General features: G+C 64.3%; 21 protein-coding genes. 8 read left to right on the forward strand and 13 right to left on the reverse strand.

The window, feature by feature from the left end; all coding sequences use genetic code 11:
- Positions 1 to 63: 63 nt before the first annotated feature.
- The 4 genes from L5014_RS13150 to L5014_RS13165 form a co-directional block, all read right to left on the reverse strand.
- Positions 64 to 936, reverse strand: a complete 873-nt coding sequence (locus L5014_RS13150; protein WP_238464167.1) for an NAD-dependent protein deacetylase — start codon at positions 934 to 936, stop codon at positions 64 to 66.
- A 6-nt stretch (positions 937 to 942) separates the two neighbouring features.
- On the reverse strand, positions 943 to 1,170 hold the full coding sequence (locus L5014_RS13155) for an oxidoreductase-like domain-containing protein (protein ID WP_238464168.1): 228 nt from the start codon (positions 1,168 to 1,170) through the stop codon (positions 943 to 945).
- Between the two features lie 136 nt (positions 1,171 to 1,306).
- The gene (locus tag L5014_RS13160; RefSeq protein WP_238464169.1) at positions 1,307 to 2,191 is read right to left on the reverse strand and encodes a LysR family transcriptional regulator; all 885 of its coding nucleotides are present in this window, start codon (positions 2,189 to 2,191) and stop codon (positions 1,307 to 1,309) included.
- A 77-nt stretch (positions 2,192 to 2,268) separates the two neighbouring features.
- Positions 2,269 to 3,753, reverse strand: coding sequence for a DUF2252 domain-containing protein (locus L5014_RS13165; protein ID WP_238464170.1), 1,485 nt, complete (start codon positions 3,751 to 3,753; stop codon positions 2,269 to 2,271).
- Between the two features lie 320 nt (positions 3,754 to 4,073).
- Here L5014_RS13165 and L5014_RS13170 point away from each other — a divergent pair, with 320 nt between their 5' ends.
- Complete coding sequence (locus L5014_RS13170) at positions 4,074 to 4,694, forward strand: LysE family translocator (RefSeq protein WP_238464171.1); 621 nt, start codon at positions 4,074 to 4,076, stop codon at positions 4,692 to 4,694.
- A gap of 215 nt (positions 4,695 to 4,909) precedes the next feature.
- Entirely contained in the window at positions 4,910 to 5,887 is a 978-nt protein-coding gene (locus tag L5014_RS13175; RefSeq protein WP_238464172.1) for a 2-dehydropantoate 2-reductase, read from the forward strand.
- A 241-nt stretch (positions 5,888 to 6,128) separates the two neighbouring features.
- Here the strand turns inward: L5014_RS13175 and L5014_RS13180 are convergent, their stop codons facing one another.
- Positions 6,129 to 7,154, reverse strand: a complete 1,026-nt coding sequence (locus L5014_RS13180; RefSeq protein ID WP_238464233.1) for a LysR family transcriptional regulator — start codon at positions 7,152 to 7,154, stop codon at positions 6,129 to 6,131.
- Positions 7,155 to 7,181: 27 nt separating this feature from the next.
- Positions 7,182 to 8,498: an oxalate/formate MFS antiporter gene (oxlT, locus tag L5014_RS13185; RefSeq protein WP_238464173.1), complete on the reverse strand. Its 1,317-nt coding sequence runs from the start codon at positions 8,496 to 8,498 to the stop codon at positions 7,182 to 7,184.
- A 371-nt stretch (positions 8,499 to 8,869) separates the two neighbouring features.
- Between oxlT (L5014_RS13185) and L5014_RS13190 the strand changes: the two genes are divergently transcribed.
- Positions 8,870 to 9,814 carry a LysR family transcriptional regulator gene (locus tag L5014_RS13190; RefSeq protein WP_238464174.1) on the forward strand — a complete coding sequence of 315 codons (945 nt, stop codon included), beginning with the start codon at positions 8,870 to 8,872 and terminating at the stop codon, positions 9,812 to 9,814.
- 125 nt (positions 9,815 to 9,939) lie between these two features.
- On the opposite strand, the gene L5014_RS13195 is transcribed toward L5014_RS13190, so the two are convergent.
- The 5 genes from L5014_RS13195 to L5014_RS13215 form a co-directional block, all read right to left on the reverse strand.
- Positions 9,940 to 10,959, reverse strand: a complete 1,020-nt coding sequence (locus L5014_RS13195; protein ID WP_238464175.1) for a hypothetical protein — start codon at positions 10,957 to 10,959, stop codon at positions 9,940 to 9,942.
- Positions 10,960 to 11,193: 234 nt separating this feature from the next.
- Entirely contained in the window at positions 11,194 to 12,024 is an 831-nt protein-coding gene (locus L5014_RS13200) for a fumarylacetoacetate hydrolase family protein (RefSeq protein ID WP_238464176.1), read from the reverse strand.
- Between the two features lie 165 nt (positions 12,025 to 12,189).
- Positions 12,190 to 13,437 carry a formyl-CoA transferase gene (gene frc, locus L5014_RS13205; RefSeq protein ID WP_238464177.1) on the reverse strand — a complete coding sequence of 416 codons (1,248 nt, stop codon included), beginning with the start codon at positions 13,435 to 13,437 and terminating at the stop codon, positions 12,190 to 12,192.
- A gap of 446 nt (positions 13,438 to 13,883) precedes the next feature.
- Positions 13,884 to 14,612 (reverse strand): GntR family transcriptional regulator, encoded by a 729-nt coding sequence (locus tag L5014_RS13210; protein WP_238464178.1) that lies wholly within the window; start codon positions 14,610 to 14,612, stop codon positions 13,884 to 13,886.
- Positions 14,593 to 14,829 (reverse strand): hypothetical protein, encoded by a 237-nt coding sequence (locus L5014_RS13215; RefSeq protein WP_238464179.1) that lies wholly within the window; start codon positions 14,827 to 14,829, stop codon positions 14,593 to 14,595. Before L5014_RS13215 ends, L5014_RS13210 begins: the two co-directional genes overlap by 20 nt.
- Positions 14,830 to 15,452: 623 nt before the next feature.
- On the opposite strand from L5014_RS13215, the gene L5014_RS13220 reads away from it, so the two are divergent.
- On the forward strand, positions 15,453 to 15,839 hold the full coding sequence (locus tag L5014_RS13220) for a DUF2917 domain-containing protein (RefSeq protein ID WP_238464180.1): 387 nt from the start codon (positions 15,453 to 15,455) through the stop codon (positions 15,837 to 15,839).
- Between the two features lie 236 nt (positions 15,840 to 16,075).
- Here the strand turns inward: L5014_RS13220 and L5014_RS13225 are convergent, their stop codons facing one another.
- Positions 16,076 to 17,239 carry a porin gene (locus L5014_RS13225; protein ID WP_238464181.1) on the reverse strand — a complete coding sequence of 388 codons (1,164 nt, stop codon included), beginning with the start codon at positions 17,237 to 17,239 and terminating at the stop codon, positions 16,076 to 16,078.
- A 645-nt stretch (positions 17,240 to 17,884) separates the two neighbouring features.
- Here L5014_RS13225 and mprF point away from each other — a divergent pair.
- The 4 genes from mprF to L5014_RS13245 all read left to right on the forward strand — a co-directional run bounded on the left by mprF (position 17,885) and on the right by L5014_RS13245 (position 24,315).
- Complete coding sequence (gene mprF, locus L5014_RS13230; RefSeq protein WP_238464182.1) at positions 17,885 to 20,497, forward strand: bifunctional lysylphosphatidylglycerol flippase/synthetase MprF; 2,613 nt, start codon at positions 17,885 to 17,887, stop codon at positions 20,495 to 20,497.
- Positions 20,494 to 21,912: a virulence factor family protein gene (locus L5014_RS13235; RefSeq protein WP_238464183.1), complete on the forward strand. Its 1,419-nt coding sequence runs from the start codon at positions 20,494 to 20,496 to the stop codon at positions 21,910 to 21,912. Before mprF ends, L5014_RS13235 begins: the two co-directional genes overlap by 4 nt.
- A gap of 499 nt (positions 21,913 to 22,411) precedes the next feature.
- Positions 22,412 to 23,746: an oxalate/formate MFS antiporter gene (oxlT, locus tag L5014_RS13240; RefSeq protein WP_238464184.1), complete on the forward strand. Its 1,335-nt coding sequence runs from the start codon at positions 22,412 to 22,414 to the stop codon at positions 23,744 to 23,746.
- A 284-nt stretch (positions 23,747 to 24,030) separates the two neighbouring features.
- The gene (locus L5014_RS13245) at positions 24,031 to 24,315 is read left to right on the forward strand and encodes a HigA family addiction module antitoxin (protein WP_238464185.1); all 285 of its coding nucleotides are present in this window, start codon (positions 24,031 to 24,033) and stop codon (positions 24,313 to 24,315) included.
- Between the two features lie 120 nt (positions 24,316 to 24,435).
- Here the strand turns inward: L5014_RS13245 and ahpF are convergent, their stop codons facing one another.
- On the reverse strand, positions 24,436 to 26,037 hold the full coding sequence (ahpF, locus tag L5014_RS13250) for an alkyl hydroperoxide reductase subunit F (RefSeq protein ID WP_238464186.1): 1,602 nt from the start codon (positions 26,035 to 26,037) through the stop codon (positions 24,436 to 24,438).
- Positions 26,038 to 26,229 lie beyond the last annotated feature (192 nt).

The following is a 26,229-nucleotide window of genomic DNA, read 5'->3' on the forward strand; positions in this document are numbered from 1 at the left end:
TAGCAGGCCGGCCTGCAGCCACGCCACCACGTTGCGCAGGCTGGCCGCGTCATGTATGCAACGTTACGCAGCGAAACGTGCGGCCAGCGCTTCGAGCGTGGCCGCGCACGGCGCCGCCACTTTGAGCGCGAGCAGCGGATCGGCGCGCGTCTTGCCGAGGTTGATCGCCGCCACAGGCTTGCCGCGCTGCTGCGCCCACACACAGAAACGATAGCCCGAATACACCATCAGCGACGAGCCGACCACCAGCACTGCATCCGCTTCGTCGAGCGCCGCCGAGGCCGCCGCCACGCGCTCGCGCGGCACGTTTTCGCCAAAGAACACCACCGACGGCTTGAGCATGCCGCCGCACGCCTCGCAGGCGGGTATGTCGAAAGCCTCGTCGCCACCGAAGTCGAGGTGCGCGTCGCCGTCGGCGGCGGGCTCCGCGTTCGCGCTCGCAAGCGCCGGATTGCCCGCTTCCAGGCGCGGCTGCAACGACGCGCGCGTGTACTGCGCGCCGCAGTCGAGACAATGCACGTGGCCGATGCTGCCGTGCAGCTCGATCACATCGGGGCTGCCGGCGCGCTGATGCAGGCCGTCGACGTTCTGCGTGACGAGCGCGCCCACGCGCTGCGCAGCGCCAAGCTGTGCGAGCGCGCGATGCGCGCCGTTGGGCTGCGCGAGGCCGACGGTCGGCCAGCCGATCATGCTGCGCGCCCAGTAGCGCCGCCGCGCGCTTTCGGCGCCGAGAAACTCCTGCAGCGTGATGGGCGGCGAGCGTTTCCAGGCGCCGTTTTCATCGCGATAGCCGGGGATGCCCGAGTCCGTGCTGATGCCGGCGCCGGTCAGCACAAAGAGACGCGGATGGCGTTCGACGAACGCGTGCAGCGCGTCGAGCGCGGCGGAATCGGGCTGGCTGGCAGCGAGGAGCGAAATGGAAATGGAATCGGACATGACGATCTACTGGGGATTCGGAGTAGATGACGTCTCGCTGCCCTGCGCAGCCGCTGCCTGACGCGCGGCCTCGCGGGCTTCCCATGCCGCCAGCGCGATGCGCCAGCGGCCCACCTCTTCATCGTAGAGATCGAAGATGCAAGGACTGCAACCGCTCTGGCAGCACTCTTCGTTACTGGGCCGCTCGGGCGGTGACGGACGCGGGTCGTCCTCGGGACGAGAAGGCAAAGACATGGGAATTCAGGCGATGTGACGGGTGGTGGCGCGTAATGACACGTAATGGCACTGACGCGGTATGGCAATTCGGCACGCCCAGTATACGGGAGCATGCGAACGCGCGTGCGGCACGCCGGCAGCGGCAGCGCCCCACTCACCCCGCTGCAAGCAGGGCGCGCAGCACATCCACGAACGCGTTGCCCGCCTGCGAATCCATGCCGCCATCGCGCCACACCGCGAATACGCCCACGGTAAGCTCGGGCTCCACGCGGCGGATCGCGACCGGCTCGCCCGCGCTCCTCGCGGTAATTTCGTCGAGCAGCACGCGCCCGACACCGCGCGCCGCGAGCGAGCGCGCCACGTACCAGGTCTGTGCCTCGACGGCGGCAAGCCGCCCATCCACGCCCTGAGTCTCGAGCAGATGGCCGATGGTCTCGCCAAGCGGATCGACATTGCCGATGCTGATCCAGTCGCCGTCGACGAATTCCTGCAGCGCGAGCGGCACGCCGGCCGGCGTGGGATCGTCGGGCGGCGCCACGCATACCACGGCCGTGCGGCCGAGCTCGAGCGTCTCGATGCCGGGGCGCGCGGGCGGATTGAGCGCGACGCCCACGTCCAGCTCGCGCGTGAGCAAGGCGTTGAGCAGTTCGGCGGTATGGCGCGTCTGGATTTTCAGCGAAACGGCCGGGTAGCTCGCGCGAAACGTCTGAACGGCCTGCGGCATGAGACTGAGACCGAGGCTCGGCAGGCAGCCGATGCGCAGTAGTCCTTGCGGATGCAGCGCGAGATTGCGCGCGAGGTCGCGAATGCTGTCGAGGCTCGACTGGAGCTTCTGCGTTTCGGCGAACAGCAATTCGGCTTCGCGCGTGGGCTGCAAGCGGCCATGTGCGCGCGCGAACAGCTTCAGGCCCGCGCTGCGCTCGGCATGTGCGAGCACCTTGCTCACGGCGGGCTGCGAAACGCACAGGAGCTCGGCGGCCTTCGAGAGCGAGCCCGTGCGCATGATCGCGTGGAAGACTTCGATATGACGTAGACGCATGAGACGCGAACCGCATGGCGCGGCGCGCATGCGGCGGGACAAAAGCGCAAGGATAGCGCGTTCGCGCCCGCGGCCGATCAGATGCGGAAATCGGCGGCCATGTCCTCGTCGCTGCGCGCCACGATCTCGCCGCTGCGCGCGGCCTTGACGAACGCGTCGAAATCGCGCTCCACCTGATCCGCGTAATGGGCCGCATAGCCCGCGAGCGCTTCGGCGAACGAGTCGCCGCGCCCGACATACGAGGCGATCTCGATGGCCGCGTTGCCCGACTTCGCATGCGCGCGCGCCATCGCCCAGCCGCACATGCGCGCATAGCCCGCGAGCAGTGTGCTGTCGAGCGTCTCGAGCTCCACGGAGAGCTTCATGTCGCGCAACTGGCGGAAGTAGAAATGGCGCCCCGAAGGCCCCGTGGACCAGCCGAGAAAGAGATCGCTTGCGGCCTGCAACAGACGCTGCCCCTGCACCACGCGCGCGCCCTCATGCCCCCCATGCCCCTCGTGCCCCTTCTTGTGCTTGAATGCGGGCGCCTTGAAATACTGGGAAACGACGGACTGGCGCGCCTCCTTCAACTGCAGGAAGAGCGGCTTGCCGTGATGATCGACGAGCAGCACCACGAGGCAGCGCGTGCCCACGCTGCCCACGCCCACCACCTTGAAGACGAGATCCTGGATCTCGAAGTGTTCGAGCAGCTCGCGGCGGTCGGGAGCGAGCGTCTTCAGATAGGCCTCGTAGATGGGCAAGATCAGCGAGCGCCAGTCGCTGAGCGTCAGCCAGTTGTCCTCGTGCTCGTAAAGCGAGTTCGGGCCGTGCACGTGAAAGAGCGCGGGCGGAGCGTCGCGAATCGTCCAGTGCGCGTCGGCGTGCCCTTCGCGGTCGTCATGTTCGTTACGGTCGCTACGATCGTTTTGGTAAGCGAGCTTTTCCAGCATGCTCTCGTGCGTGCGGCCCGCGGCCTTCTCCATGCCGCGGCGAATGAGACGCCGGCCCTCGGGCGTGAGCGCGGTCTCCACCATGCGGTCGAACGTGATCTTGTCGTACCAGAGTTCGAGCGCGCCGAACTCCGCGTACTGGCGCATGTGGTTGCGATAGGAGGTCACGGCCGTCATCACGAGATCTTCGGCCACGCCGCGCGAAAAGCGCAGGTGCCGCGCGGCCACTACGAGACTCGCGGCGAGCCGCTTGAGGTCCCACTCCCAAGGGCCCGGGGCCACTTCGTCGAAGTCGTTCAGATCGAACACGAGCTGACGCTCGGGCGTCGCGAAGCCGCCGAAGTTGAGCAGATGACCGTCGCCGCAAATCTGCATGACCATGCCCGTGTTCGGCACCTGGGAGAGATCGTGTGCCTGCAGGATCGCGCTGCCGCGAAAGAACGTGAACGGCGAGACGATCATGCGCCCGTAGCGCAACGGCACGAGGTTGGGCACGCGGCCCTCGCTGCTCTTCTTGAGCAGCGCGACCGGATCGCGGTGCAGTTCACCCACCTGCTTGTGACTCGAACGCTTCACGCGCTCGCGCGCAGCGCGGCCGGCCGCTTCGCGCTCGGCAACGGTCCTTCCGTTCATGAACGGCTCCCTTTCTCGAGGATGTTCGTGGATGCTTTGTAGTTGCTCGTGGATGCCTGTGATGCACTCCGCATCGGCCCGTCAGCAAGGCAGGACGCGCCCGGCATATTTAAGCGTGCGGCCCCTTTTTACGCAAGCGCGCCCGCGGCCAACCGACTGGGCCAACCGACTACGGGCCACTCGACGGTGCCGCCGGCATCGAGCAGCACGGCGCTTGAAATCGCGGCCTTTGGCAGACCCACTTCGCGCTAGAATCGCTCGATGCGCCATCGGGCGCATTACTGTTGCATTGCATCAGCACATTGTGTCGAACCACGATCATGTCCCTCACCGCCTGGCTCTTTTTCCTGCCCGCCTGCTTCGCGCTGAACATGGCGCCCGGGCCTAATAACCTGCTGTCGATCAACGTAGCCGCGCGCCACGGCTTCATGCGCGCACTCGTGGGCGGCACGGGCCGGCTGGTCGCCTTCGCGGCGATGATCGCGCTTGCGGCAACAGGGCTCGCGTTCGTGCTGCGCGCCTCGGAGGCCATCTTCTTCGCCATCAAGCTCGCGGGCGCGGCCTACCTCGTCTGGCTCGCCGTGCAGCTCTGGCGCAGCGACGCCGCGCCGATCGGCATGAAGCTCGACGACGACGCCACGCTCGCGCGCATCGCACGGCGCGAATGTCTCGTGGCGGCAGGCAACCCGAAGGCGATTCTCGTGTTCACCGCATTCCTGCCGCAGTTCGTCAACGTCGCCAAGCCGATGCTGCCGCAATTCGGCGTGTTGGGCGCGAGCTTTCTCGTGCTCGAATGCGTGGCCATCGCGCTCTATTCGCTCGCCGGCATGTACCTGGGCCGCTGGCTCACGCGTGCGAGTGTGCGCCGCTGCTTCAACCGCGCGTGCGGTGCGTTTCTGGGCGCTATCGGTGTGAGCTTCCTACTGGTGCGGCGCGCCTGATCCTGTCTCTTCTCTCATCTCGCATCACCTCGGGAAAACGCGTAGTTCATAATGTATTCCTGATGATTAAGCCGATAAACTTTAACTGTCGTTAATCGACGGCAGCCCCTATGCTCGAACCATCGTCTGCGTGTGCAGCGAGTGGCCAGATTTACCTCTGTCACTTGTGCGGCACTCGCGGACACGCGGTTTTCAACGTCATTGGGGGAATCCATATGAAGATCTGCATCTTTGGAGCGGGCGCCATCGGCGGCATGATGGGCGTGCAGATGGCCCGCGCGGGCGCCGACGTGAGCTTCATCGCACGTGGCCCGCATCTGGCCGCCATGCGCGAGCACGGTGCTCGGCTCTTGATGGACGGCGAGGAATATGTCGCAAAGGTCCGTTGTACGAACGATCCGCGCGAGCTGGGCGTGCAGGACGTGGTGATCATCACGCTCAAGGCGCATTCGGTGGCGAGCGTGATCGACTCGATGCAGCCGCTGATCGGCAAGCACACCGCCATCGTCACGGGCACCAACGGCATTCCCTACTGGTACTTTTACCGCCACGGCGGCAAGTTCGAAGGCTCGCGGCTCGAAAGCATCGACCCGGACGGCTCGCAATGGACGCGTCTCGGGCCCGAGCGCGCGATCGGCTGCGTGCTCTACCCCGCCGCCGAGATCGACGAGCCGGGTGTGATCCGCCATGTGTACGGCAAGAAGTTTCCCATTGGCGAGCCTTCGGGCGAGCGCACCTCGCGCATCGTGCAACTTCATGAAATCATGACGGCCGCCGGCTTCGACGCGCCGATCCGCGAGAATATCCGCGACGAAATCTGGCTCAAGCTGTGGGGCAATCTCTGCTTCAATCCGATCAGCGCGCTCACGCACGCCACGCTCGACGTCATCACGCAAGACCCGGCCACGCGCTCCGTCGCGCGCACGATGATGCTCGAAGCGCAGCGCATTGCCGAGCAGTTCGGCGTGCATTTCCGCGTGGACGTGGAGCGGCGCATCAACGGCGCGGGTGCGGTGGGCGCGCACAAGACCTCGATGCTCGTCGATCTGGAACAGCGCCGGCCGATGGAGATCGATCCGCTGCTGACCGTCGTGCAGGAAATGGGGCAACTGGTGGGCGAAGCCACGCCCGCCATCGACACCGTGCTCGCGCTCATCAAGCAACGTGAACGCATGGCGCAACAGGCAGCCTGAAAATACACAGAGGGGCGTTGAACGGGCCGCGCGAAAAGCGCGGCCCGTTTTGCGTTTACCGCCGGAGCTTTTGCTGCTTTGGAGAAACGCGGAGGGAAAGAAAATGCGCGCGGAGAAGCGCGTGGCGAATCGAGGGGAATCGAGGGGAATCGCGAGGAATCAAGTGGACTCGCGCGGCGATTGGCTCAGGACATGGCCTGCGCCAATCGCCGACGAAAATCAACCGAAAATCAACCGGCAATCAACCGATACGCGCAAGCGCAGTGGCTTCGCGTTCGAAGCGCTGCGCGACGTGAACATCGTGGGTCGGATCGGAAGCGTGGTTCTGCTCGAAGTGGCTGTCCGCAGCAAACTGAGACCACGCTGCCTGAGCACAAGGACGCAAGGAACGATTGCGGCGGCGCACGAGCATCGTGCTCACCGTCACGACGGGATGCAGCACGCGCGCAACGAGCGGCCCGGCCGGCACCGGCCAGTGACACGCCGCAGCCGCCGCGTCGCCATGCGTCGCACGCGCGCCGTCGCTGCTGATGGGCAGCACGCCGATGCCCATGCCCAGTTGCGCCATGCGCGCGACGCCTTCGACGTGCGCGAGCTCCTGGACAGGACGCCCTTCGGGCCGCAGCCCCTGGAGTGCGCGCATCACCGCGCCACGGCAGCCCGCATCGCGATTGAGCGTGACGAGCGGCTCGCGCGCCAGTTCGTCCCAGCGCAACGCACCTTGCAGCGCCAGCGGATGATGCGAGGGCAGCACGGCGCACAACGGCGTGGCCGCGAGCGGCTGCACATCGAGATTGGCGCTCGCGAACGGCATGGCTTCCGCAATCACGCCAAAATCGGCTTCGCCCTGCTCGACCGCCTGCAAGACCGCGGCCTGCGGCAAGTCCCGCAATTGCAGCGAAAGCGAAGGAAATGCCGCGGCACAACGCGCAAACGCGGCGGGAACCCAGCCTGAGGACAGCGCCGGATTGCTCGCCACGAGTACGACGCCGCTATGTTCCTGGTGCGCGTCGCGGCCTTCGTTCAAGGCCATGTCGATTTCGTCGAGCAGGCGCCCGATGCGCCGCTCGAAGCCGCTGCCCGCGAGCGTGAGCTCGACCTGGCGCGTCGTGCGATCGAAGAGCTTCAGATCGATCGCCTCTTCGAGATCGCGCACGCAGCGGCTCACCGCCGACTGCGTGAGCCCGAATTCGCGCGCGGCGCGCGTGAAGCTGCGCTCACGCGCCACCGCGACGAATACCTTGAGTTGCTGGAGCGAAACATTCATCGCCATGGCCGTGTCAGCGTTCGCCGCTCATTCGCCGGTCTGCAGGCCGCCGGCCGGATTTGCAGCGAGCGTGGTGGAGTGCTCGTCGCTGCGCTCGATCAGGCGGTGACGCATTGGCGCGAGGATGAACTTGGCGCTCACACCCGCCGCGATCGTGATGATCGCTGCGACGATGAACACGGCGCTCCAGCCACCCGCTGCGGAGAGCACGGAGGCCACCGGCACGAGCAGCGCGGCAGTGCCCTTCGCGGTATAGAGCGTGCCCGCGTTGGCGGCGGCGTACTTGCTGCCGAAGGTGTCTGCACAGATCGCCGGGAAGATCGAGAAGATCTCGCCCCAGAAGAGGAAGATGAGCGCGGCGAACGTCATGAACGCATACGGGTTCGTGCCGTACTGCATCATGCCGAGCAGCGCGAGGCCTTCACCCACGAAGATGAAGAACATGGCGTTCTCACGGCCGATCTTGTCGGAGACGAAGCCGCACAACGGACGCGTGAAGCCGTTGCAGATGCTGTCGATCGAGAGCGTGAGCGTGAGCAGCGGCAGCGTCGCGCCGAACACGGTCATCGGCATGCGGGCGAGGCCCCAGTCCTTGGCGATCGGGCCGATCTCGGCAGTCGCCATCAGGCCGCCCGCGGCGACGGCAACGAATGCCACGTAGATGACCCAGAATACCGGCTGCCTGACCATCTGCCCCGGTGTGTAGTCGACACGCGAAACGAGGCGGCGGCCCACCGCCATCGCGGCGCGCGGCGCAGGCTTCACGAGCAGCAGCGCGAGGATGAAAATCGCCACGCCCTGCAAGATGCCGAAGAAGAAGAACGTGTGCTCGTAGCCCGAACGCGAAATCATGTTCGCAATCGGAATCACCGTGACGGCCGCGCCCGCGCCGAAGCCCGCGGCGGTCAGGCCTGCCGCCAGGCCGCGACGGTCCGGGAACCACTTGAGCGCGTTGCCCACGCAGGTGCCGTACACGCCGCCCGCGCCGAGGCCGGCGAGCACCGACCCTACATAGAGCATCGGCAGCGTGTCCGCATACGAGTAAATCACCCAGGCGAGGCCCGCACATACGGCGCCGCCCATGACGACCGGGCGCGGACCGAACTTGTCGACGAGCCAGCCTTCGATCGGCACGAGCCAGGTTTCAGTCAGGATGAAGATGGAAAACGCCAGCTGAATGGAGGCTTGCCCCCAGTGATGGCGAGCGTTCATGGGCGCGACGAAGAGCGTCCACGCGTACTGCAGATTGGCAACGAGGGCCATGCATAGCATGCCCAATACCAGTTGACCCCAGCGGTTCGTCCAAAACGGACCGCCCTCGCCCTTCTGACTGATTGCATTCATCTCGGTTGTCTCCACTATCCATTCACGGATTGCAGCCGTTTTTCCGGCTTGCATAAATTTCATCTTATGGTCTTTCGATCCATCCTTGCTTACTGCTTATTCTTATTGGATTCAGCACACAAAAAATCGAGTGAAAATACGTAATTCCCCTTTCATTCCACGAATTCATGAAGCGCCTGAGAAGTCCGGTCACCACGCTTTGAGATTCGGGTTTTCCCGCTAAAAAAACGCCTTTTTTGATCAATCCAGGCGTTAACCCGCATCTAATTCACGGCATTCGAACGCCTTTCAACTCATGCTAGGGTGATTACTCGATTACTCATAATTAAAGTTTGTTATTATGTTGATTCAGTATCCTTTATGGATCAGTCATGACCATGCGAAACGCCACGCTGCGCCAGTTGAAAGTCTTCGAGACCGTGGCGCGCCACCTCAGTTTTTCGCGTGCCGCCGAAGAGCTTCATCTCACGCAGCCTGCGGTCTCCACGCAAGTCCGGCAGCTCGAAGACCATGCGGGCCTCCCGCTCTTCGAACAGCTCGGCAAGAAGATCTATCTCACGCCTGCCGGCACGGAGATGCTGCACTACAGCCGCACGATCATTCAGCAGTTCCATGAAGTCGACGAGGCCATGAGCCAGTTGAAGGGCGTCTCCGGCGGCAAGCTCAACGTGGCCGTGATCAGCGCGGGCGACTACTTCTTTCCGCGCCTGCTCGCCGAATTCACGCGGCGCTACAAGGGCGTGCAGCTCAATCTCTCGGTGCACAACCGCGAGCAATTGCTGCAGCAGCTCTCGACCAACCAGACCGATCTCGCGGTCATGGTGCGCCCGCCGCACGCGACCGACGCCATCAACGAAGTATTCGCACCCCACCCTTATGTGATCGTGGCGGCACCCACGCACCCGCTTGCGAACAAGCGCGGCATCAAGCTCAGCACGCTCGCGAACGAAGCCTTCATCGTGCGCGAACGCGGCTCGGACACGTGGAATTCGATGGAAGAAGGGTTTGCAGGCAAGATCACGAACCTGAAGATCGCGATGGAGATCCAGAGCACCGAGACGATCAAGCAGGCCGTGATCGCCGGCATGGGCATCGCATTTCTCTCCGCGCATACGATCAGCCTCGAATTGCAGGTCGGACACCTCACCGTGCTCGACGTCGAAGGCTTTCCGGTCATGCTCAACTGGTACCTCGTGCACCGCAAAAACAAGCGCCTGCCGCCCGTCGCGCTCGCGTTCAAGCGCTTCCTTCTCGAGGAAGGCGAGCAGCTCATCGAGAACATCACACGTGTCTCAGAGTCGTCGTTGCATAAATAAAATTGAATAAATCCGCGCGGATCCATCAGGCACCACTAATCGTTCGCGCCCATCGCCGGCAAACGCCGTTGCAACGGGGTGCGAATCAATGCAGCGCCCTTCCCCGAATCGTTGGATGAGTGACTTCAGTGCAGCCCCTGGCGCAGCCTGAGCGCGCCATAGCGGCTGCGATCGCGCCGGCGGCGCGGTAGATCCTGCGAGGCATGGTGCAACGTGCGCGGCGTCTCGCTGGGCAGGTCGCAGTCTGCCAGCCATATGTCGAGGCTCGCGGGTTCGAGCGCAGCGCGCCCGCACGCCGCCACGAGCCATTCGCCCGGCACGCCCGCGAAGCGCGCTAGCACAGGCGATTTCGACGCAATATGCGAAAACGCGTTGGTCTGCTCACCGGCGGATACACGCACGATGCCCGGACGCGGCGCGACACGACCACGCGCACCGCCCATGAGACGCACGCCGAACGCGGCGGCAAGCACGCAGGCGGCCACGAGTACGGAGAGCCCGAGTTCGTCCGAGGACAGAATATGCACCGCGGCAAAACCGTAGCCCAGTATCGCGAACAAAACGAACGCAATGGCATGCACTACGCGATCGCCCGGCCGGAACGGCAAGCGGCGGCGCTCACTCATGCTCGCGCCGCTGCTTGCACCGGATACGAATGCGTTCGTAGCGGCGCCTGTGAGCAGCGCGCCGAGCGTTGCCGTGACGTAAAGCGCAGCGCGCCCGGAAGCGGGTAGCACAGGCAGCAGCAGAAAACCGGCAAGGCAGACGCAAATGGACACCGCGCCCACGCTGCAACCCGCGATGGCGGTCGCCCGCGCGTGCCTCGCGAGGTCGTGCCGCGCGCCCAGCCATAATCCGGCAAGCGCGCCACATTGCGCAGCGGCGAGCGCATCGGGCCGATATGCAACGAGCGCCGCCAGCAAGCCCGGCGGCAGCATCAACAGTAGTGCGAACGATATGGCGAGCGCGTTGCGCACCCGCGGCTTCACCTCGCGCGCAAGCTTGCAGCGCGGCTTCGCGCGCACCGGGGCGCGCCGCGCCCACGCTGGCGCGAGCGCCGCCAGTTGTGCAATCGCACACGCGAGCCACGCGAACAGCAGGCTGCCCGCCAGCCATGCGACGTCGCCCGCCAGTTGCTCCGGCATCTCTCCTCCTCGTGCGCGGCACTCATGCCGCGCACGTAATAGTTCGCGCTTCGAATGCCTGCTGCGGCGCACACTTGTTTTGCGCCCCGGTCGAGAGTCAAGCCGCGCGATGCGTCACGTCGTGCATCGCGCGGCTCTCCTGTCCGTTCCGGCTTGTCCCCCTGCTACAACAACCTGCCGTACAACTGCTACATAGTTTCTTGCACGATCTCTTAAGAGCCGCTTAACAACCTCTTAAGCACTCGTGGCCGACTCGCGCTCGCGGCCTGCGCGCGCCGGATCCTGCGTGTCGCCCGATCGCGAGCCCAGCGTGTTCACCAGCGTGCCGATACCTTCGATGGTGACCTCGACCGTCGCGCCGTCGCCGATCGAGCCCACGCCCAGCGACGTCCCACATGCGATCACGTCGCCCGGTTCGAGCGTGAGATCCTGCGAAATCAGGCTCACTTGCTGCGCGGGCGTGAACACCATGTCGTCGAGCCGATAGTTCTGCCGCTCCACGCCGTCCAGTCGCGTCACGACGCGCTCGTTGCTCCAATCGAGCCCCGAAACGATAGCCGGGCCCAGGCAACAAAATGTATCGAAACCTTTGGCGCGGCACCATTGAGGGAAGTGCGGATTTTCGGCAAGCAGGCCCGCAGCGGTCACGTCGTTGACGATCGTGTAGCCGAAGATCGCGTCCTCGGCTTCAGCAAGACTCGCATTGCGGCAACGCTTGCCGATCACGATGCCAAGCTCGCCTTCGAAAACAATTTTTCCCGAATAGTGGGCCGGACGCCGGATCGGCACGCCCGATCCGATCACCGACTCCGCCGGCTTGATCAAAAAGAGAGGATGCTCTGGAACCGGCTTTTCGAGCTTCAGCGCAAGCGCATGAAAATTGTTCCAGAGCGCCACGACCTTGCCCGGCGCGCACGGCGCGAGCGGCGTGAGTGTGCGCAGCGAGAGCACCGCGCCCGTGGGCACCGGTTGATCGAGCCCTTCGTATTCGTGCAGGTAACCATCTTCTACGCGTCCGAACACGATACTGCCGTCGTTCGCCATCAAGCGCATCCATGTGTCCATGCTTCGCTCCATCGTTGCGTGGCGCGCGGCACGCCTGTACCGCGCAGTCCATCGGTTCAAAGATTCAGTCGTTCATGGGCACGGGCGCATGGTTGCGCCCGCATCGATCTTCGCGTGCCGCTTCGCACCTTCGCCACACCTTCATACGGCGGTCCGCGGCGTCGTTCAGATCGCGCCCGAAGCGCGCAGTGAACGGATGTCCATCGCGCTATAGCCGAATTCGGCAAGCACTTCGTCCGTGTGCTCGCCCAGAAGCGGCGAGCGCGTGACCTCGGTGGGGCTGTCCGAGAGCTTGATCGGGTTGCCGACCGTGAGGTACTTGCCGCGCACGGGATGGTCGACCTCGACGATCGTGCCGGTTGCGCGCAGCGAGTCGTCGGCGGCAATCTCCTTCATCGAGAGAATTGGACCGCACGGAATGTTCTGACGATTGAGCACGGCCATCACTTCGAACTTGGTGCGATGCATGGTCCAGTGCTCGATCTCGGCGAAGATCTCCTTGAGATGCGGCAAGCGCGCATTGGCCGTGGCGTAGAGCGGGTCATCGATCCATTCCTCGCGGCCGATCAGCTTGCAGATGCGGTCCCACACGGGCGCCTGCGCGATGAAATAGATGTACGCGTTCGGATCGGTCTCCCAGCCTTTGCACTTGAGAATCCAGCCCGGCTGACCGCCACCCGAGGCGTTGCCCGCGCGCGGCACGGCGTCGCCGAAGCTCTCGTTCGGGTACTGCGGGTACTCCTTCATCACGCCGTTGCGATCGAGCCGCTGCTGGTCGCGCAATTTCACGCGGCACAGGTTGAGCACGCCGTCCTGCATGGCGGCCAGCACCTTCTGGCCGCGCCCGGTGTGCGTGCGCTGATACAGCGCCGTGACGATGCCGAGCGCGAGATGCAGACCCGTGCCGCTGTCGCCGATCTGCGCGCCGGAAACCACCGGCGGGCCGTCGTCGAAGCCCGTGGTGGAGGCGGCGCCGCCCACGCATTGCGCGACGTTCTCGTAGACCTTGCAGTCCTCGTAGGGCCCCGGGCCGAAGCCCTTCACGGAAGCGACGATCATGCGCGGATTGAGCGTCTGGATGTGCTCCCAGCTGAAGCCCATGCGTTCCAGCGCGCCGGGCGCGAAGTTTTCGACGAGCACGTCGCAGTCGCGGATCATCCGTTCGAGCACGCGCTTGCCCTGCGGATTCTTCGTGTCGAGCGTGACCGAACGCTTGTTGCCGTTGAGCATCGTGAAGTACAGGCTGTCCGCATCGGGGATATCACGCAACTGCTCGCGCGTGATGTCGCCGGAGCCGGCGCGCTCTACCTTGATGACGTCGGCGCCAAACCATGCCAGCAGTTGTGTGCAGGTCGGACCCGACTGCACGTGCGTGAAATCGAGAATACGCACGCCATCCAGTGCCTTGCCCATGTCATGTCTCCCTTGGTTAGTCGTGGCCGGGCGAGTTTCGAAAAATCTGTGGACTGCGGGGGCGCCTGTGGGCGTCCGCGCGGGTTGCTGCTTTTGCTGCGTCCTTGCTCAATACAGTATGTGATATATCACAGCGAAGCAAGAGGGAATTTACCGAGAGCCAATGCAGGTCGAATGAGCCAGAGGCCATACCTGGCGTGGCTTTCAAGGGATTTATGCGCTTTTAGCGAATCACGAGCAAGGGAAAACCCCGAGTCGATAGTGGTGAGATATTTCAGATTTGGTGTTCGAGATTGGACGATGCCTCACCTTGATGCGCATAAAGTCTCGTCCAACCTCACCCGGCAGCGGCTATCAAAGCCCACCAAAAACCCGCCGCACAAACAAAAAAGCGGGAGACCCCATCAGGTCTCCCGCTTTTCAAGCGGATAACTGCCTTGCCGCGCTCAGTCGAGGAAATCGCAATGCTTCTCGATGTACGCAGCGAGATCGAGCGAATGCTGGCGCACGAGTCGCTCCGCGAGTTCGGTATCGCGCTTCTCTAGCGCCTCGATAATGCGCAGATGATCGACGATCGAGCGCGATGCACGATCGCTCTGCGAGATCGTCATGCGCCGGATCGCGCGCACATGCACGAAGATGTTCTTGATCGTCTCGAGGATCAACTGCGACTTCGAAAGCTCGACGATCGCCTGATGGAACGCGATATTGGCGTCCGAGTACTCGGCGATATGCTCGGCCGGCGTACTGTCGCGGAAGTCGTCGAACATGTGACGCAGCTTCGCGATTTCTTCGTCCGTGGCGTTGGTCGTCGCCAGACGCGCGGCCATGCTTTCGAGCGCAGCCCACATCTGGACCATCTCGACGATCTCGCGCTTGCTCTTGCGCACGATATAGATGCCACGGCGCGGCACCATGCGCAGGAAGCCTTCCTGCTCCAGCAGCGTCATGGCCTCGCGTACCGGTGTGCGGCTCACGCCGAGCGTTTCGCTCAACACGCGCTCGTCCAGCCGGATTTCTTCGTGCGTCTGATAGATATCGGCGTCGGCGATAGCCTGACGCAACATCGCATAAGCCTGATCGCGCAGGCTCAGGGTCGCGTTGATGGGCTGCAGCGCCAGCTTGAGTGGCGCGGCGTCCCGGGTGACGACTGCTTCAGTGTGTTCTGACGACATTCATTGCCTCTTTAACAACCTGCACGCCGACCAGCGGGCGACGCTGCGCGGGCAAGTCCAGCATTGCGCGCGGCGCCTCGCCGAGACCGGCAAAACGGCTATGTTGGACCGCCTGTTCGATGGCCGACTGCGGCAGCCACTGCGCGATCATAACCGTTGCTGCCGTGCCTAAGCCGACAACCGCCAAGCCAAGAAGCGAGAGAAAGATGAAATCCATTTGAAGCTCCGCAAAGTTGAATCATCGAATGACTCAATCATATGCTGCATCGCGACAAAAATCAATATTTCGTATGTGATATATCAAATACGAATACCGTTATCACCTTTCTCTATGGCTCCCCCCTCTGGCACAGATTCGAAAGCGGCACGCCGGCGAAGGCGTCCCGCCACTAAGCGTCCCATTTCGGACGCCAGAAGGCCTCCGAAATCGTTCCGCGTGGAAAAAATTCCATCCTGAAGGAAACCGTCGCGCGCGGCAAGGGGCGGGATGACAGACCAAGGGCAAAACCGAAGTGTCCGCGGCAGGTCCGGCAGCGCATTCCCACGTGCATGCCTACCCCAAATGGCGACTCGTCCTACAAATCTTGTTGACAGTGCCCACACGCGCCCCGCACACTCGACGCATGCACACCTCCACCTCTTTCATCCACGCGAACGCGATGAATCACCCGTGGCATATGCCCAATGGCATGGCACGGGGAAGGTGTGCGGACGAGCAATTCAGGTAGTTCAGTCTGTCGTTACGCAAATCACACAGCCCCGCCGGCATCGACGGGGCTGTTGTTTTTTGGGTGGTAGTGGCAGTGCCCCGTCCGTCGGCTCCTCATCATGGAGAACACGATGGATTTCGCTTCGCAGCAGGCCGATCAAGACAGCGCCTCCGGCGCCCTTATACACGACGATGCGCTGCCGGCCCTGTCGATCCACTTTGCCGTGCCCGCGACCGGGACGTTCACCTGGCGCGTGCGCGCGGACAGCACGCTGCGCGTCTACGGCGCGCGCATCTGGCTCACGCGTGCGCGTTCGCCCTACGACCATTGGCTGAACCCGGGCGAAACGCTGCGGGTCTACCGCGGCGAACGCCTCTGGCTTAGCGCGGACGGCGAGAGCGCCGCCGCCCGCGTGACGCTCACGAGCGCATGGCGGCCGCCGTTTGCGGCTGTGCGGCGCGCAGGCGGGCGCTGCGCCAGCCGGCTCGCGTTGCTCGCGGTGCGTCTCACGGGTTAGCGGCGCCGGCCGGCTCGACCGGCCCCACTGGCTCCACTGGCTCCACTGGCTCCACTGGCTCCACTGGCTCGACCGCCGAGAGCGCCGAGAGCGCCCCCTTGCAGCGCAGGCGAGTGCCGCTTCCCCACACCGCGAGGCAAAAAGGCCGGACGCGCCACCCACATGGCGCGCCCGGCCTTCACGAAACGTCATACGTCTAGCACGGCGCAAACGCAAAACGCAGCGCGCCAGCGCGCTCAGAATTTGTGCCGCAGGCCCAGATTGAACATGGTCTGCGTCGCCGTTCCGTTATAGCCGTATGAGCCGATCGACGCTTCGGCCGGCATCGAGCCGCCCACGCCGTCGCCCTGGTCGCCGCTCGCGTGCTGCCAGCCCGCGGTCATGTAGACGTCGGTGCGCTTCGAGAGGCTGTAGTCCGCACCGATCGACACCTGGTGGTAATTCGCGCTCGTGTCGCCATTGGCATGCGTATAGCTGTAGCCGAGGCCGAGCAGGAACACCGGGCTCAGTTGATAGTTCACGAAACCCTGGCCCGTATTGTATTTCTCAGTGCTGCGGAACACGGAACTCGCGTCTGGCGCGTATTGCGCGTTGCTGTAGCCGAGACCGAACGTAAACAGGCCGAGCGAGTACTGCGCCGCCGCCCGCGCGATGGAAAGTGAGTGAGCGCTCGCATAGCCGCCGTTGATGGGACCGTCGAAGGTGCCGTCCGAGGTGCTGTTCCAACCGGTGGTGCGAATGCCGATGGCGGCTTGGCTATTGGCCGCGTAGAAGTAGCCGCCCGCCAGCGAAATGGGGCCGTTGTTGTAGGCCACGGCCGCCGAATACGACTGTTCGGAGCCGGTGGAACCCGCGATGCCGCCGAACGAGTACATGGCGGCGGCCTGCAGGCCGTTCCACACCGGCGTGGTGTACTTGACGGCATTGTTGACGCGGAAGCTGTTGTCGTAATTGTCGACGTCGCCGGGGGTCGCGAAGACCGAGCCGAAGTAATTGTCTGCGGTGATGCCCTGCACGAGGTCGATCAGCGGGTCATATTGGCGTCCGAGCGTGAGCGAACCGTATTGCGCCGCCGTCAGGCCTACGTAAGCCTGGCGGCCGAACAACCGGCCGCCTTGGCCCAATCGGCCGGTCGACGGATTAAAGCCGCTCTCCAACTGGAAAATGGCCTTGAGGCCGCCGCCCAGATCCTCGGCGCCCTTCAAGCCCCAGCGCGAGCCCGAGAGATTGCCGAAGCTGCTGTTGCCGAGCGCCCAGAGATTTTTATTGCCGTTTGCGTGATTGACGTAGGTGAGGGAAGTGTCGATGGTGCCGTACAGCGTGACACTGGTCTGTGCATGCGCCACGCTGGCGGCGCCGAGCGTGACGAACGAAAGCGAAGTCAGGGCGAGTCTGTTCACGTCTTTCTCCCGGCGCAGTCAAACTTCCGCAGTCAAACAGCACGTGATCGAATCAGACTACCTCCACGGACACGCGAAGTAAAAGAATTAAAAAGCGTGTCTCGAATTGGTAACAACGGTTTCAGAAAAAGTCCCGCGCAGCCGTAAATCATTGTGTCGCGCGGCGACACAATGGCGGGCCGGGCGCCCGTTGCAGCGCGACCGTCCGTGTCCGGAGCTTGGGATCCGTCAGGGTTTTCAAAGACATCCGCGTCGAATCCTCAAGCAAAAGTGCTCGGGCAAACTCAGGTAAAGTCGCGCGCATCGCACTGTTACGTTCGCAGCGGCGATCTTTTAAAAATCATCCGGTCCCGTTTGCGTTTCGCTTCAGCGTTCGTTCGAGGTTTCCGAGGTTTCCGAGGTTTCTTGCGGCACGGGTCAACCACCAGGTCGCCCCATGCGTTTCCAGCTTTACAGTCATTACCAAACGTTTACGTTTTGGCAAGCTGCCACGGCTTGCTGCTACGGCTCCCCCCGCTACGGCCCCTTGCGCTGCAAGCCGCAACGGCCAGCCGCCGGACCACCCTAACAAACAACACGCGATGCCGCCCCTGAAGACGCCGGCCACGGCGCCAAGGCGGCATCGGAGAATCGCCAGGCCAACCCATGTTTGAATCGCCTCCTTCGCGCATTGCGCGCGCCGCCGCCGTGGCGCTGCGCCGCCGCGCCCGCGCGTTGCGTTTGCAGCGCTTCGTGGCGCCGGCCCTCGCCATCGGCATCTGCGCGCTTTTGCTGCTGGTGTTTCAGCACCTCTCGCAGTCCGTCGACTACCGCTCGGTGATTCGTCAGCTCTGGCGCCTGAGCCCGGCGCAATGGACCGGCGCGCTCGGCGCCACCGCCGTCAGCTTCGTCGCGCTGGTCGGGCGCGACGCGGTCGGCCTGCGCTACCTCGGTGCGCATGTCTCGCGCGGCGCGCTTTGGGTGGGCGCCATCGCCGGCTCGGCGCTCGGCAACGTCACCGGCTTCGGCGCGCTCACGGGCGGCGCCGTGCGCTGCCGCGTCTATGGCGGCGCGGGCGTCACGGCCGCGCAGATCGGCCGCATGACGGTGTTCACGAGCGTCACGCTCGCGCTCGCCCTCGCGCTCATGACCGCGCTCGGCATGGTGGGCGCCGCCGATACGCTTTCCGGTCTGCTGCACCTCTCGCCCGAGGCGCTGCGCTGGATCGGCGGCGTCGTGCTCGCGCTCGGCGCCGCGCTCATCGCGGCCTGCCCCGGCGAGGCGCGCGAAATCGAGCCGCTCAAGCGCGCCTGGCTGCGCTTCGCGGTGCCCGCGCGCCGCGACCTCGTTGCGCAATTGCTGCTCGCGGCACTCGACGTGGCGGGCGCCGGTCTCGCGCTCTGGTCGGTGATGCCGCACGCGCATATCGGCTTTGCCGAGTTCCTGACCGTCTATACCGCCGCCCTGCTGCTCGGCCTGATCGGCCACACGCCCGGCGGCATCGGCGTGTTCGAAGCCGCGATGGTGTTCGCGCTCGGCGCGAGCGTGCCGGGCCCCAAGGTGTTCGCCGCGCTGCTCGCCTATCGCGCGATCTATTTCGGCGCACCGCTCGCGCTTTCGGCCGCGCTGCTCGCGGCATTCGAAGGGCGCGCACTCAAGAATCCGCTCAACACGGATTTCGCGAGGCGCGGCGTCCATGGCGTCTCGCAGCTCGCTCCGCTGTTTCTCGCCATCGTCACCTTCGTGACCGGCAGCATGCTCGTGATCTCGGGCGCCACGCCCGCGTTCACTCATCGCATCGAGCTCCTGCAGAATTTCATTCCGCTCTGGGTACTCGAAAGCTCGCAGTTGCTCGGCAGCCTGTTCGGCGTGCTGCTGCTGTTCGTCGCGCGCGGCCTGTTGCGCCGCCTCGACGCCGCCTGGTGGCTCGCGCTCATGCTCGCTGTCGCCAACCTCGCGCTCTCGCTCACCAAGGGTCTCGCATTCGTCGAAGCGGGTGTGCTGTGCGTGCTGATCGTGCTCCTGCTGGTCACGCGCCAACGCTTCAACCGTCATTCGTCGCTGTTCGCCGAGCCCTTTACGCCCGCCTGGCTCGCCTCGGTGGGCTGCGTGATCGCACTCGCCGTGTGGGTGTTGTTCTTCGCGTTCCGCGATGTCGAGTACTCGCAGCATCTCTGGTGGCAATTCGCCTTCGACGAACGCGCACCGCGTGCACTGCGCGCGACGCTCGGCGCGGGCGTGTTCGCGGCGGCGCTCGCGTTGTGGCAGTTGCTGCGCCCCGCCGCGGGCCGTTTTGTGATACCCGCGAGCGAGGATCTGGCCGAAGCCGCGCGCATCGTGCGCGCGCAGGAACGCAGCGACGCGGGCCTCGCGTTGATGGGCGACAAGAGCTTCCTGTTCTCGTCCTCGCGCAACGCCTTCCTCATGTACGCGAAGCGCGGACGCACGTGGGCCGCGCTGCATGACCCGGTGGGTCCGCGCGAAGAATGGCCCGCGCTGATCCGCGAATTCGTCTCGCTCGCGCACGCGCACAGCGGCCGCGCCGCGTTCTATCAGGTGCGCGCCGACGCCCTGCCGCTCTATCTCGACGCCGGTCTCACGCTGATGAAGCTCGGCGAGGAAGCGCGCGTGATGCTCAAGGAGTTCGATCTCAAGGGCCCGCAGCGCGCGCATCTGCGCTATGCGCTCAAGCGCGGCGAACGCGACGGCTTCACGTTCGAGCACATCGATCCGGCACGGATGAGCGACAGCCTGCCGGTGCTGCGCACGATCTCCGACGCGTGGCTCGAAGAGCGCGACGTGCGCGAAAAGAGCTTCTCGGTGGCCGCATTCGACGACGACTATCTCGCCGCGCAACACGTGCTGCTCGTGCGCCAGAACGGCGCGCCGCTCGCCTTCGTGACCTTCATGACGACCGACCTCAACACCGATGCGACGGTCGGCGTCATGCGCCATCTGCCGGGCGCCTCGTCCTATGCGATGGAGTATCTGTTCACGCAACTCGCGCTGCATCTGAAGGGCGCCGGCTATCAATCGCTCTCGCTCGGCATGGCGCCGCTCGCCGGCATGGCGCCGACGCCGCTCGCTTCGTCGTGGCACCGCCTTGCCGGGCTGATCTGGCGTTTCGGCGGCAAGTTCTACAACTTCCGGGGGCTGCGCGGCTTCAAGAACAAGTTCGCGCCGCGCTGGGAACCGCGCTATCTGGCCGCGTCGGGCTCGATCAGCGTGTTCATCACCCTCGCGGATCTTTCGTTGCTGGCAGGAGGCTGGCGCTCATGACTCTTCGTATTCTCTCGCTGCCGCGCCTCGCCGGCGCCGCGGCGGGCGCAGCCTTGCTCGCGCTCTGCGCGGTTCAGGCCAACGCTGCTCAGGCAAGCGCTCCGGCGCCGTCGCACACCGCGCCCGCGCACGTCTCGGGCGGCCGCTATGGCGATGTCGCCGTGACGAAACCCGCCGGCGCGATGCGCGGCTTTACCGTGCTGTTCTCGGCGGGCGAGCACTGGAACGCAGCAGACCAGACGCGCGCCGACGCCCTCGCGCAACACGGCGCCCTGGTCGTGGGCGTGGACACGGCGCGCTACGCCGCCAATCTCGCGGCAGTGAAGGACGAGACCTGCCACAAGCTCTACAGCGATGCAGAAGCGCTCAGCCACCAGCTCGAGCGCCAGCAAGCGTCGAACCAGTATTTCGCGCCGATCGCGATCGGCAGCGGCGAAGGCGCGCTCATCGCGCAACGCATGCTCTCGCAGGCGCCCGCGAACACGATGGCGGGCGCGGTGTCGCTCGATCCCGCCGCGAAGCTCGACGCGCGCTTCGCCCCCTGCCCCGCCGACCCCACGCTGTCGCGCGGCAAGGGCCTGCCCGGCTTCTTCGAACAAGGCGCGACGACAGTTGCTAGCGCAACGAAATCGCCGGCCTCGACGAGCGCAACAGTTGTTAGCACGACCTCTTCAACCAACGCGAAGCCGCACACATTTGCCGCGAATCTCACCGATGCCGAGAAGCTCGTCGCGCTCACCTCACCGCATCTGCGCGTGCAGACGGAAAGCGAGGAAGACGTGTCGGACCTGCCGCTCGTCGAGCTGCCTGCGGCGCATCCGACCGACATGCTCGCGGTCGTGATTTCCGGCGACGGCGGCTGGCGCGATCTCGACAAAACCATCGCGGAAGCCCTGCAAAAACAGGGGGTTTCGGTGATCGGCTGGGATGCGCTGCGCTACTTCTGGAGCGAGAAGACGCCCGCGCAGACGAGCCACGATCTCGCGCGCGTGCTCAACACCTATACCGCGCGCTGGCACGTGAAGCACATCGCGCTCGTGGGCTATTCGTTCGGCGCGGACGTGATGCCGTTCGCCTACAACCGACTGCCCGATGCGCTGCGCGCGAAGGTGTCGTACATGTCGCTGCTCGGCTTCGCGCCCGATGCGGACTTCCAGATTCGCGTGACGGGCTGGCTCGGCATGCCCGCGAGCGACAAGGCGCTGCAGGTGCGCCCGGAACTCGCGAAGGTGCCGCCCGCGATCGTGCAATGCGTCTATGGCGCCGACGAAAAAGAAACGCTTTGCCCAGCGCTGGCGAACACGGGCATCGAGCTCGTGAAGACGAACGGCAGCCATCACTTCGACGGCGACTACAACGCGCTCGCGGCAAAGATCATCGCCGGGTGGAAAAAGGAGATTGCAGCGCGAGGGTGAGCCAGTCAGCAGGCCGCTCCTCACTCCCCACCAGCCCCTCTACGGCGCGCCACCTGGCGCGCTCCCGCCAGCCTGACCTTTCATCGGAACACGAATGAAAGGCCTCAGTAAAAATCTCCACTTTCATTACAAACAACTTTCATCTATAACGGCATCACATGTCGCGATCTCCACTATCTCGCACATGACTCAGCCCGCCAGGCCTTGCCTGCGGGCTTTTTTTTCGGATTTCTGGGCATCGATTTTAAGCTTTCAACAAACTTACTCATCAATGCCCCATAGGTAGTGAAAACACCGACGCCGCCCCTCTTGACTCTGTTGATATATCACATATTGTGTAAACAACTGTCAGCGAAACGACAGGATTCAAAGGCCGCGGCCAGGTGCAAAACTGCAAAACGGCCTCGCGGGACTCCATTCACAGTCAATAAACCGCAATCAACCCGTATGGAACCGGAGCAGGTGCAAGGCACCCACTTCGGTCGACAAGGAGACACTTATGGAGCATCGGCAAGGAGGGGCGTCGCGCTTTGCGTCGCCGTGGGTTCAGCTCGTGTTCGGCGTGATCTGCATGGCAATGATCGCCAACATGCAGTACGGCTGGACGCTGTTCGTCAATCCGATCAACGAGAAGTACCACTGGGGGCGCGCCGCGATTCAGGTCGCGTTCACGATCTTCGTCGTCACCGAGACCTGGCTCGTACCCATCGAAGGCTGGCTCGTCGACAAATACGGCCCGCGTCCCGTGGTCGTCGGCGGCGGGCTGCTCTGTGCGATCGCATGGGTGCTCAACTCGGTCGCCTCGTCGCTGCCCTTGCTCTATGTCGCGGCGGCCGTGGGCGGGCTCGGTGCGGGGGCCGTCTATGGCACCTGTGTCGGCAACGCGCTCAAGTGGTTTCCGAACCGGCGCGGGCTCGCGGCGGGCATCACGGCGGCGGGGTTCGGCGCGGGATCGGCGGCCACCGTCGTGCCCATCGCCCACATGATCAAGAGCAGCGGTTACGAGGCCACGTTCCTCTGGTTCGGTCTCGGTCAAGGGATCGTCGTGCTCATACTCGGCCTCGCGCTTGCAGCGCCCGTGTCTCACGGTGCCGCCGCGGCAAAACGCATCATCGGGCAAGCCGCGAAGCAAGCCGCGCAAGGGGTGAGCGCCGTCTACAACGCGGGCCCGCGCGAGGTGATCGCCTCGCCCATCTTCTGGGTGATGTACGCGATGTTCGTGATGATGGCCGCCGGCGGCCTGATGGCGACCGCGCAGCTCGGCCCGATCGCGAAGGACTTCGGCCTGCACGACACGCCCGTCTCGCTGCTCGGCCTCACGCTTCCCGCGCTCACGTTCGCGCTCACCATCGACCGCGTGCTCAACGGTCTCACGCGACCGTTCTTCGGCTGGGTGTCGGACCGCATCGGCCGCGAGAACACGATGTTCGTCGCGTTCGCCGTGGAGGCAGTCGGTATCGTGCTGCTCTCGCAGTATGGGCACAGCCCGGTCGCGTTCGTCGTGCTCACGGGTATCGTGTTCTTCGCGTGGGGCGAGATCTACAGCCTCTTTCCCGCCACCTGCGGCGACACCTTCGGCCCGAAGTTCGCCGCCACCAACGCCGGCCTGCTCTACACCGCGAAAGGCACCGCCGCGCTGCTCGTGCCGTTCTCGAGCGTGATCACCGCTGCAACCGGAAGCTGGCATGCCGTGTTCATGCTCGCCTCGGGCATGGCGGCGGTCTCCGCGCTGCTGGCCGTGTTCGTGCTCAAGCCGCTGCGCAACACCCATCGCCAAAAGCATGCGGAGCCGGCTGCCGGTTTTTCGTATCGCAGCACGCTCGCACAGGAGTGAGTGACTTCGCCAGGCAATAAAAAAACGCCACGGAAGTTCGTGGCGTTTTTCATGGTGCTGCGCCGTCTTCGGATGCGAACTTACGCGCTCGCGGCGCAGATCATCGCCGTGTGGAAGAAGGAGATTGCGAAGCGGAGCAGAGACACCGCGTTTTGTTGGCATCGCTTAACTTCAGGCAGATTTCGAATAACTATAACGCCACGCGTCATATGATGCGTGGCGTGGCGCAATGGAAACGCATACGACGTGGAAATCGTCGACTACCACTAACCGAGGCGCAGACTATGAAAAAACTCGCGAACGTTCATCCCGGCGTCGTTCTTCAGGAAGAGTTTCTGACGCCGATGGAAATGAGCCAAAACGCGTTGGCCCGCGCCATGAGCGTTCCGCCGCGCCGCATTAACGAGATCGTGCACGGCGAGCGCAGCGTCACTGCCGACACGGCGCTACGGCTGTCCTTTGTCTTTGGCACAACGCCGCAGTTCTGGATGAGCTTGCAGACTGACTACGACCTCGAAGAAGCCGCGAAGCACGTCAAACTGACCGATCTGCAGCGTCTGGCCGCCTGAGCAGCCGGTGGCCGCGCGACAGCGGCACGACGATTAAACAGAAAAAATGCGGACCTAAAAAAACGCCGGCTAAAAGCAGCCGGCGTTCTCCGGGAAAAACAACTTGACTGGCCTCGGGGCTCAAGCCTCCACAGCGGCCGCGCTCGCATCTTCTTCCTGATCCACCGACGAGCGGATCAGGTAGTCGAACGCGCTGAGCGAGGCCTTCGCGCCTTCGCCCACGGCAATCACGATCTGCTTGAACGGCACGGTCGTCACATCGCCTGCGGCGAACACGCCCGGCACCGAGGTCTGGCCCTTCGCGTCCACTTCGATCTCGCCGTGCTTCGAGAGCGCCACCGTGCCTTTGAGGAATTCGGTGTTGGGCACGAGACCGATCTGCACGAACACGCCTTCGAGTTCGACATGATGCGCCTCGCCCGAGGTGCGATCGAGGTACGCGAGGCCCGTGACCTTCTGGCCGTCGCCGGAAATTTCCGTGGTCTGCGCGTTCACGTGCACCGTGACATTCGGCAGGCTGCGCAGCTTGCGTTGCAGCACTTCGTCCGCACGCAGTTGTGCGCCGAACTCGAGCAGCGTCACGTGGCTCACGATGCCCGCGAGGTCGATAGCCGCCTCGACGCCCGAGTTGCCGCCGCCGATCACGGCCACGCGCTTGCCCTTGAAAAGCGGGCCGTCACAGTGCGGGCAGTACGCCACGCCCTTGTTCTTGTACTCCTGCTCGCCCGGCACATCCACGTTGCGCCAGCGCGCGCCCGTGGCCAGCACCACGCTCTTCGCGCGCAGCGTCGCGCCGCTCTGCGTGCGCACTTCGAAGCCGTTGCCCACTGCGCTGAGCGCTTCGGCGCGTTGCAGATTCATGATGTCGACGTCGTAGGCACGCACGTGCTGCTCGAGCGCCACCGCGAACTTCGGCCCGTCGGTTTCCTTCACCGAGACAAAATTCTCGATGGACATCGTGTCGAGCACCTGGCCGCCGAAGCGCTCGGCGAGCACGCCGGTGCGAATACCCTTGCGCGCCGCGTAAATCGCGGCCGCGGCGCCAGCGGGTCCGCCGCCGACGATCAGCATGTCGAAAATGTCCTTCTGGTTCAGCTTTTCGGCGGCACGCGCCGAGGCGCCGGTGTCGAGCTTCGCGAGAATCTCCTCGACGCCCATGCGGCCCTGGCCGAACACTTCGCCGTTCAGGAAGAGGGTCGGCACGGCCATGATCTTGCGCTGCTCGACTTCGTCCTGGAACAGCGCACCGTCGATGGTGACGATTTGCACGTTCGGGTTGAGCGCGGCCATCGCGTTGATCGACTGCACGACTTCCGGGCAGTTCTGGCACGACAGCGACATATAGACTTCGAACGAGAACACGCCGTCGAGCGCCTTCACCTGTTCGATCACATCGTTCTCGAGCTTGACCGGGTGGCCGCCCACCTGGAGCAGCGCGAGCACGAGCGACGTGAATTCATGACCCATCGGAATGCCCGCGAACGTCACCTTGACGTCGGAGTTCGCGCGCTTGATCTCGAACGAAGGGGTACGCGCGTCGCCAACAGCGGCGCCACGGCGTTCCTCGAGCGTGATGCGCTCCGAGAGCGAGGCGATGTCCTGCAGCAGTTGCTGCAATTCTTGCGACTTCTCGCCGTCGTCCAGGTACGCAACGATCTCGATCGACTGCGTGACTTTTTCGAGGTAGCTTTTCAGTTGGGTCTTGAGATTTGCGTCGAGCATGGCGTGTTCCGGCTGAAGAAGAAGCGTTGGAATGCTAAGTAATTCCTGCTGCTAAAAAAGCCTTGTGGGCTTGCAGCAAGATGCCCGGACCGCAAGCAGCTAGCGTGCGGTCCGGAGGTACAGCTCAATGTGATTCAGCGTCAGGCGCAGCGTCATGCGATCAGGTCGACCGCATCTGTGCGCGTGAACAAG

It is taken from the genome of Paraburkholderia tagetis (assembly GCF_022213065.1).
Classification (GTDB): Bacteria; Pseudomonadota; Gammaproteobacteria; order Burkholderiales; family Burkholderiaceae; genus Paraburkholderia; species Paraburkholderia tagetis.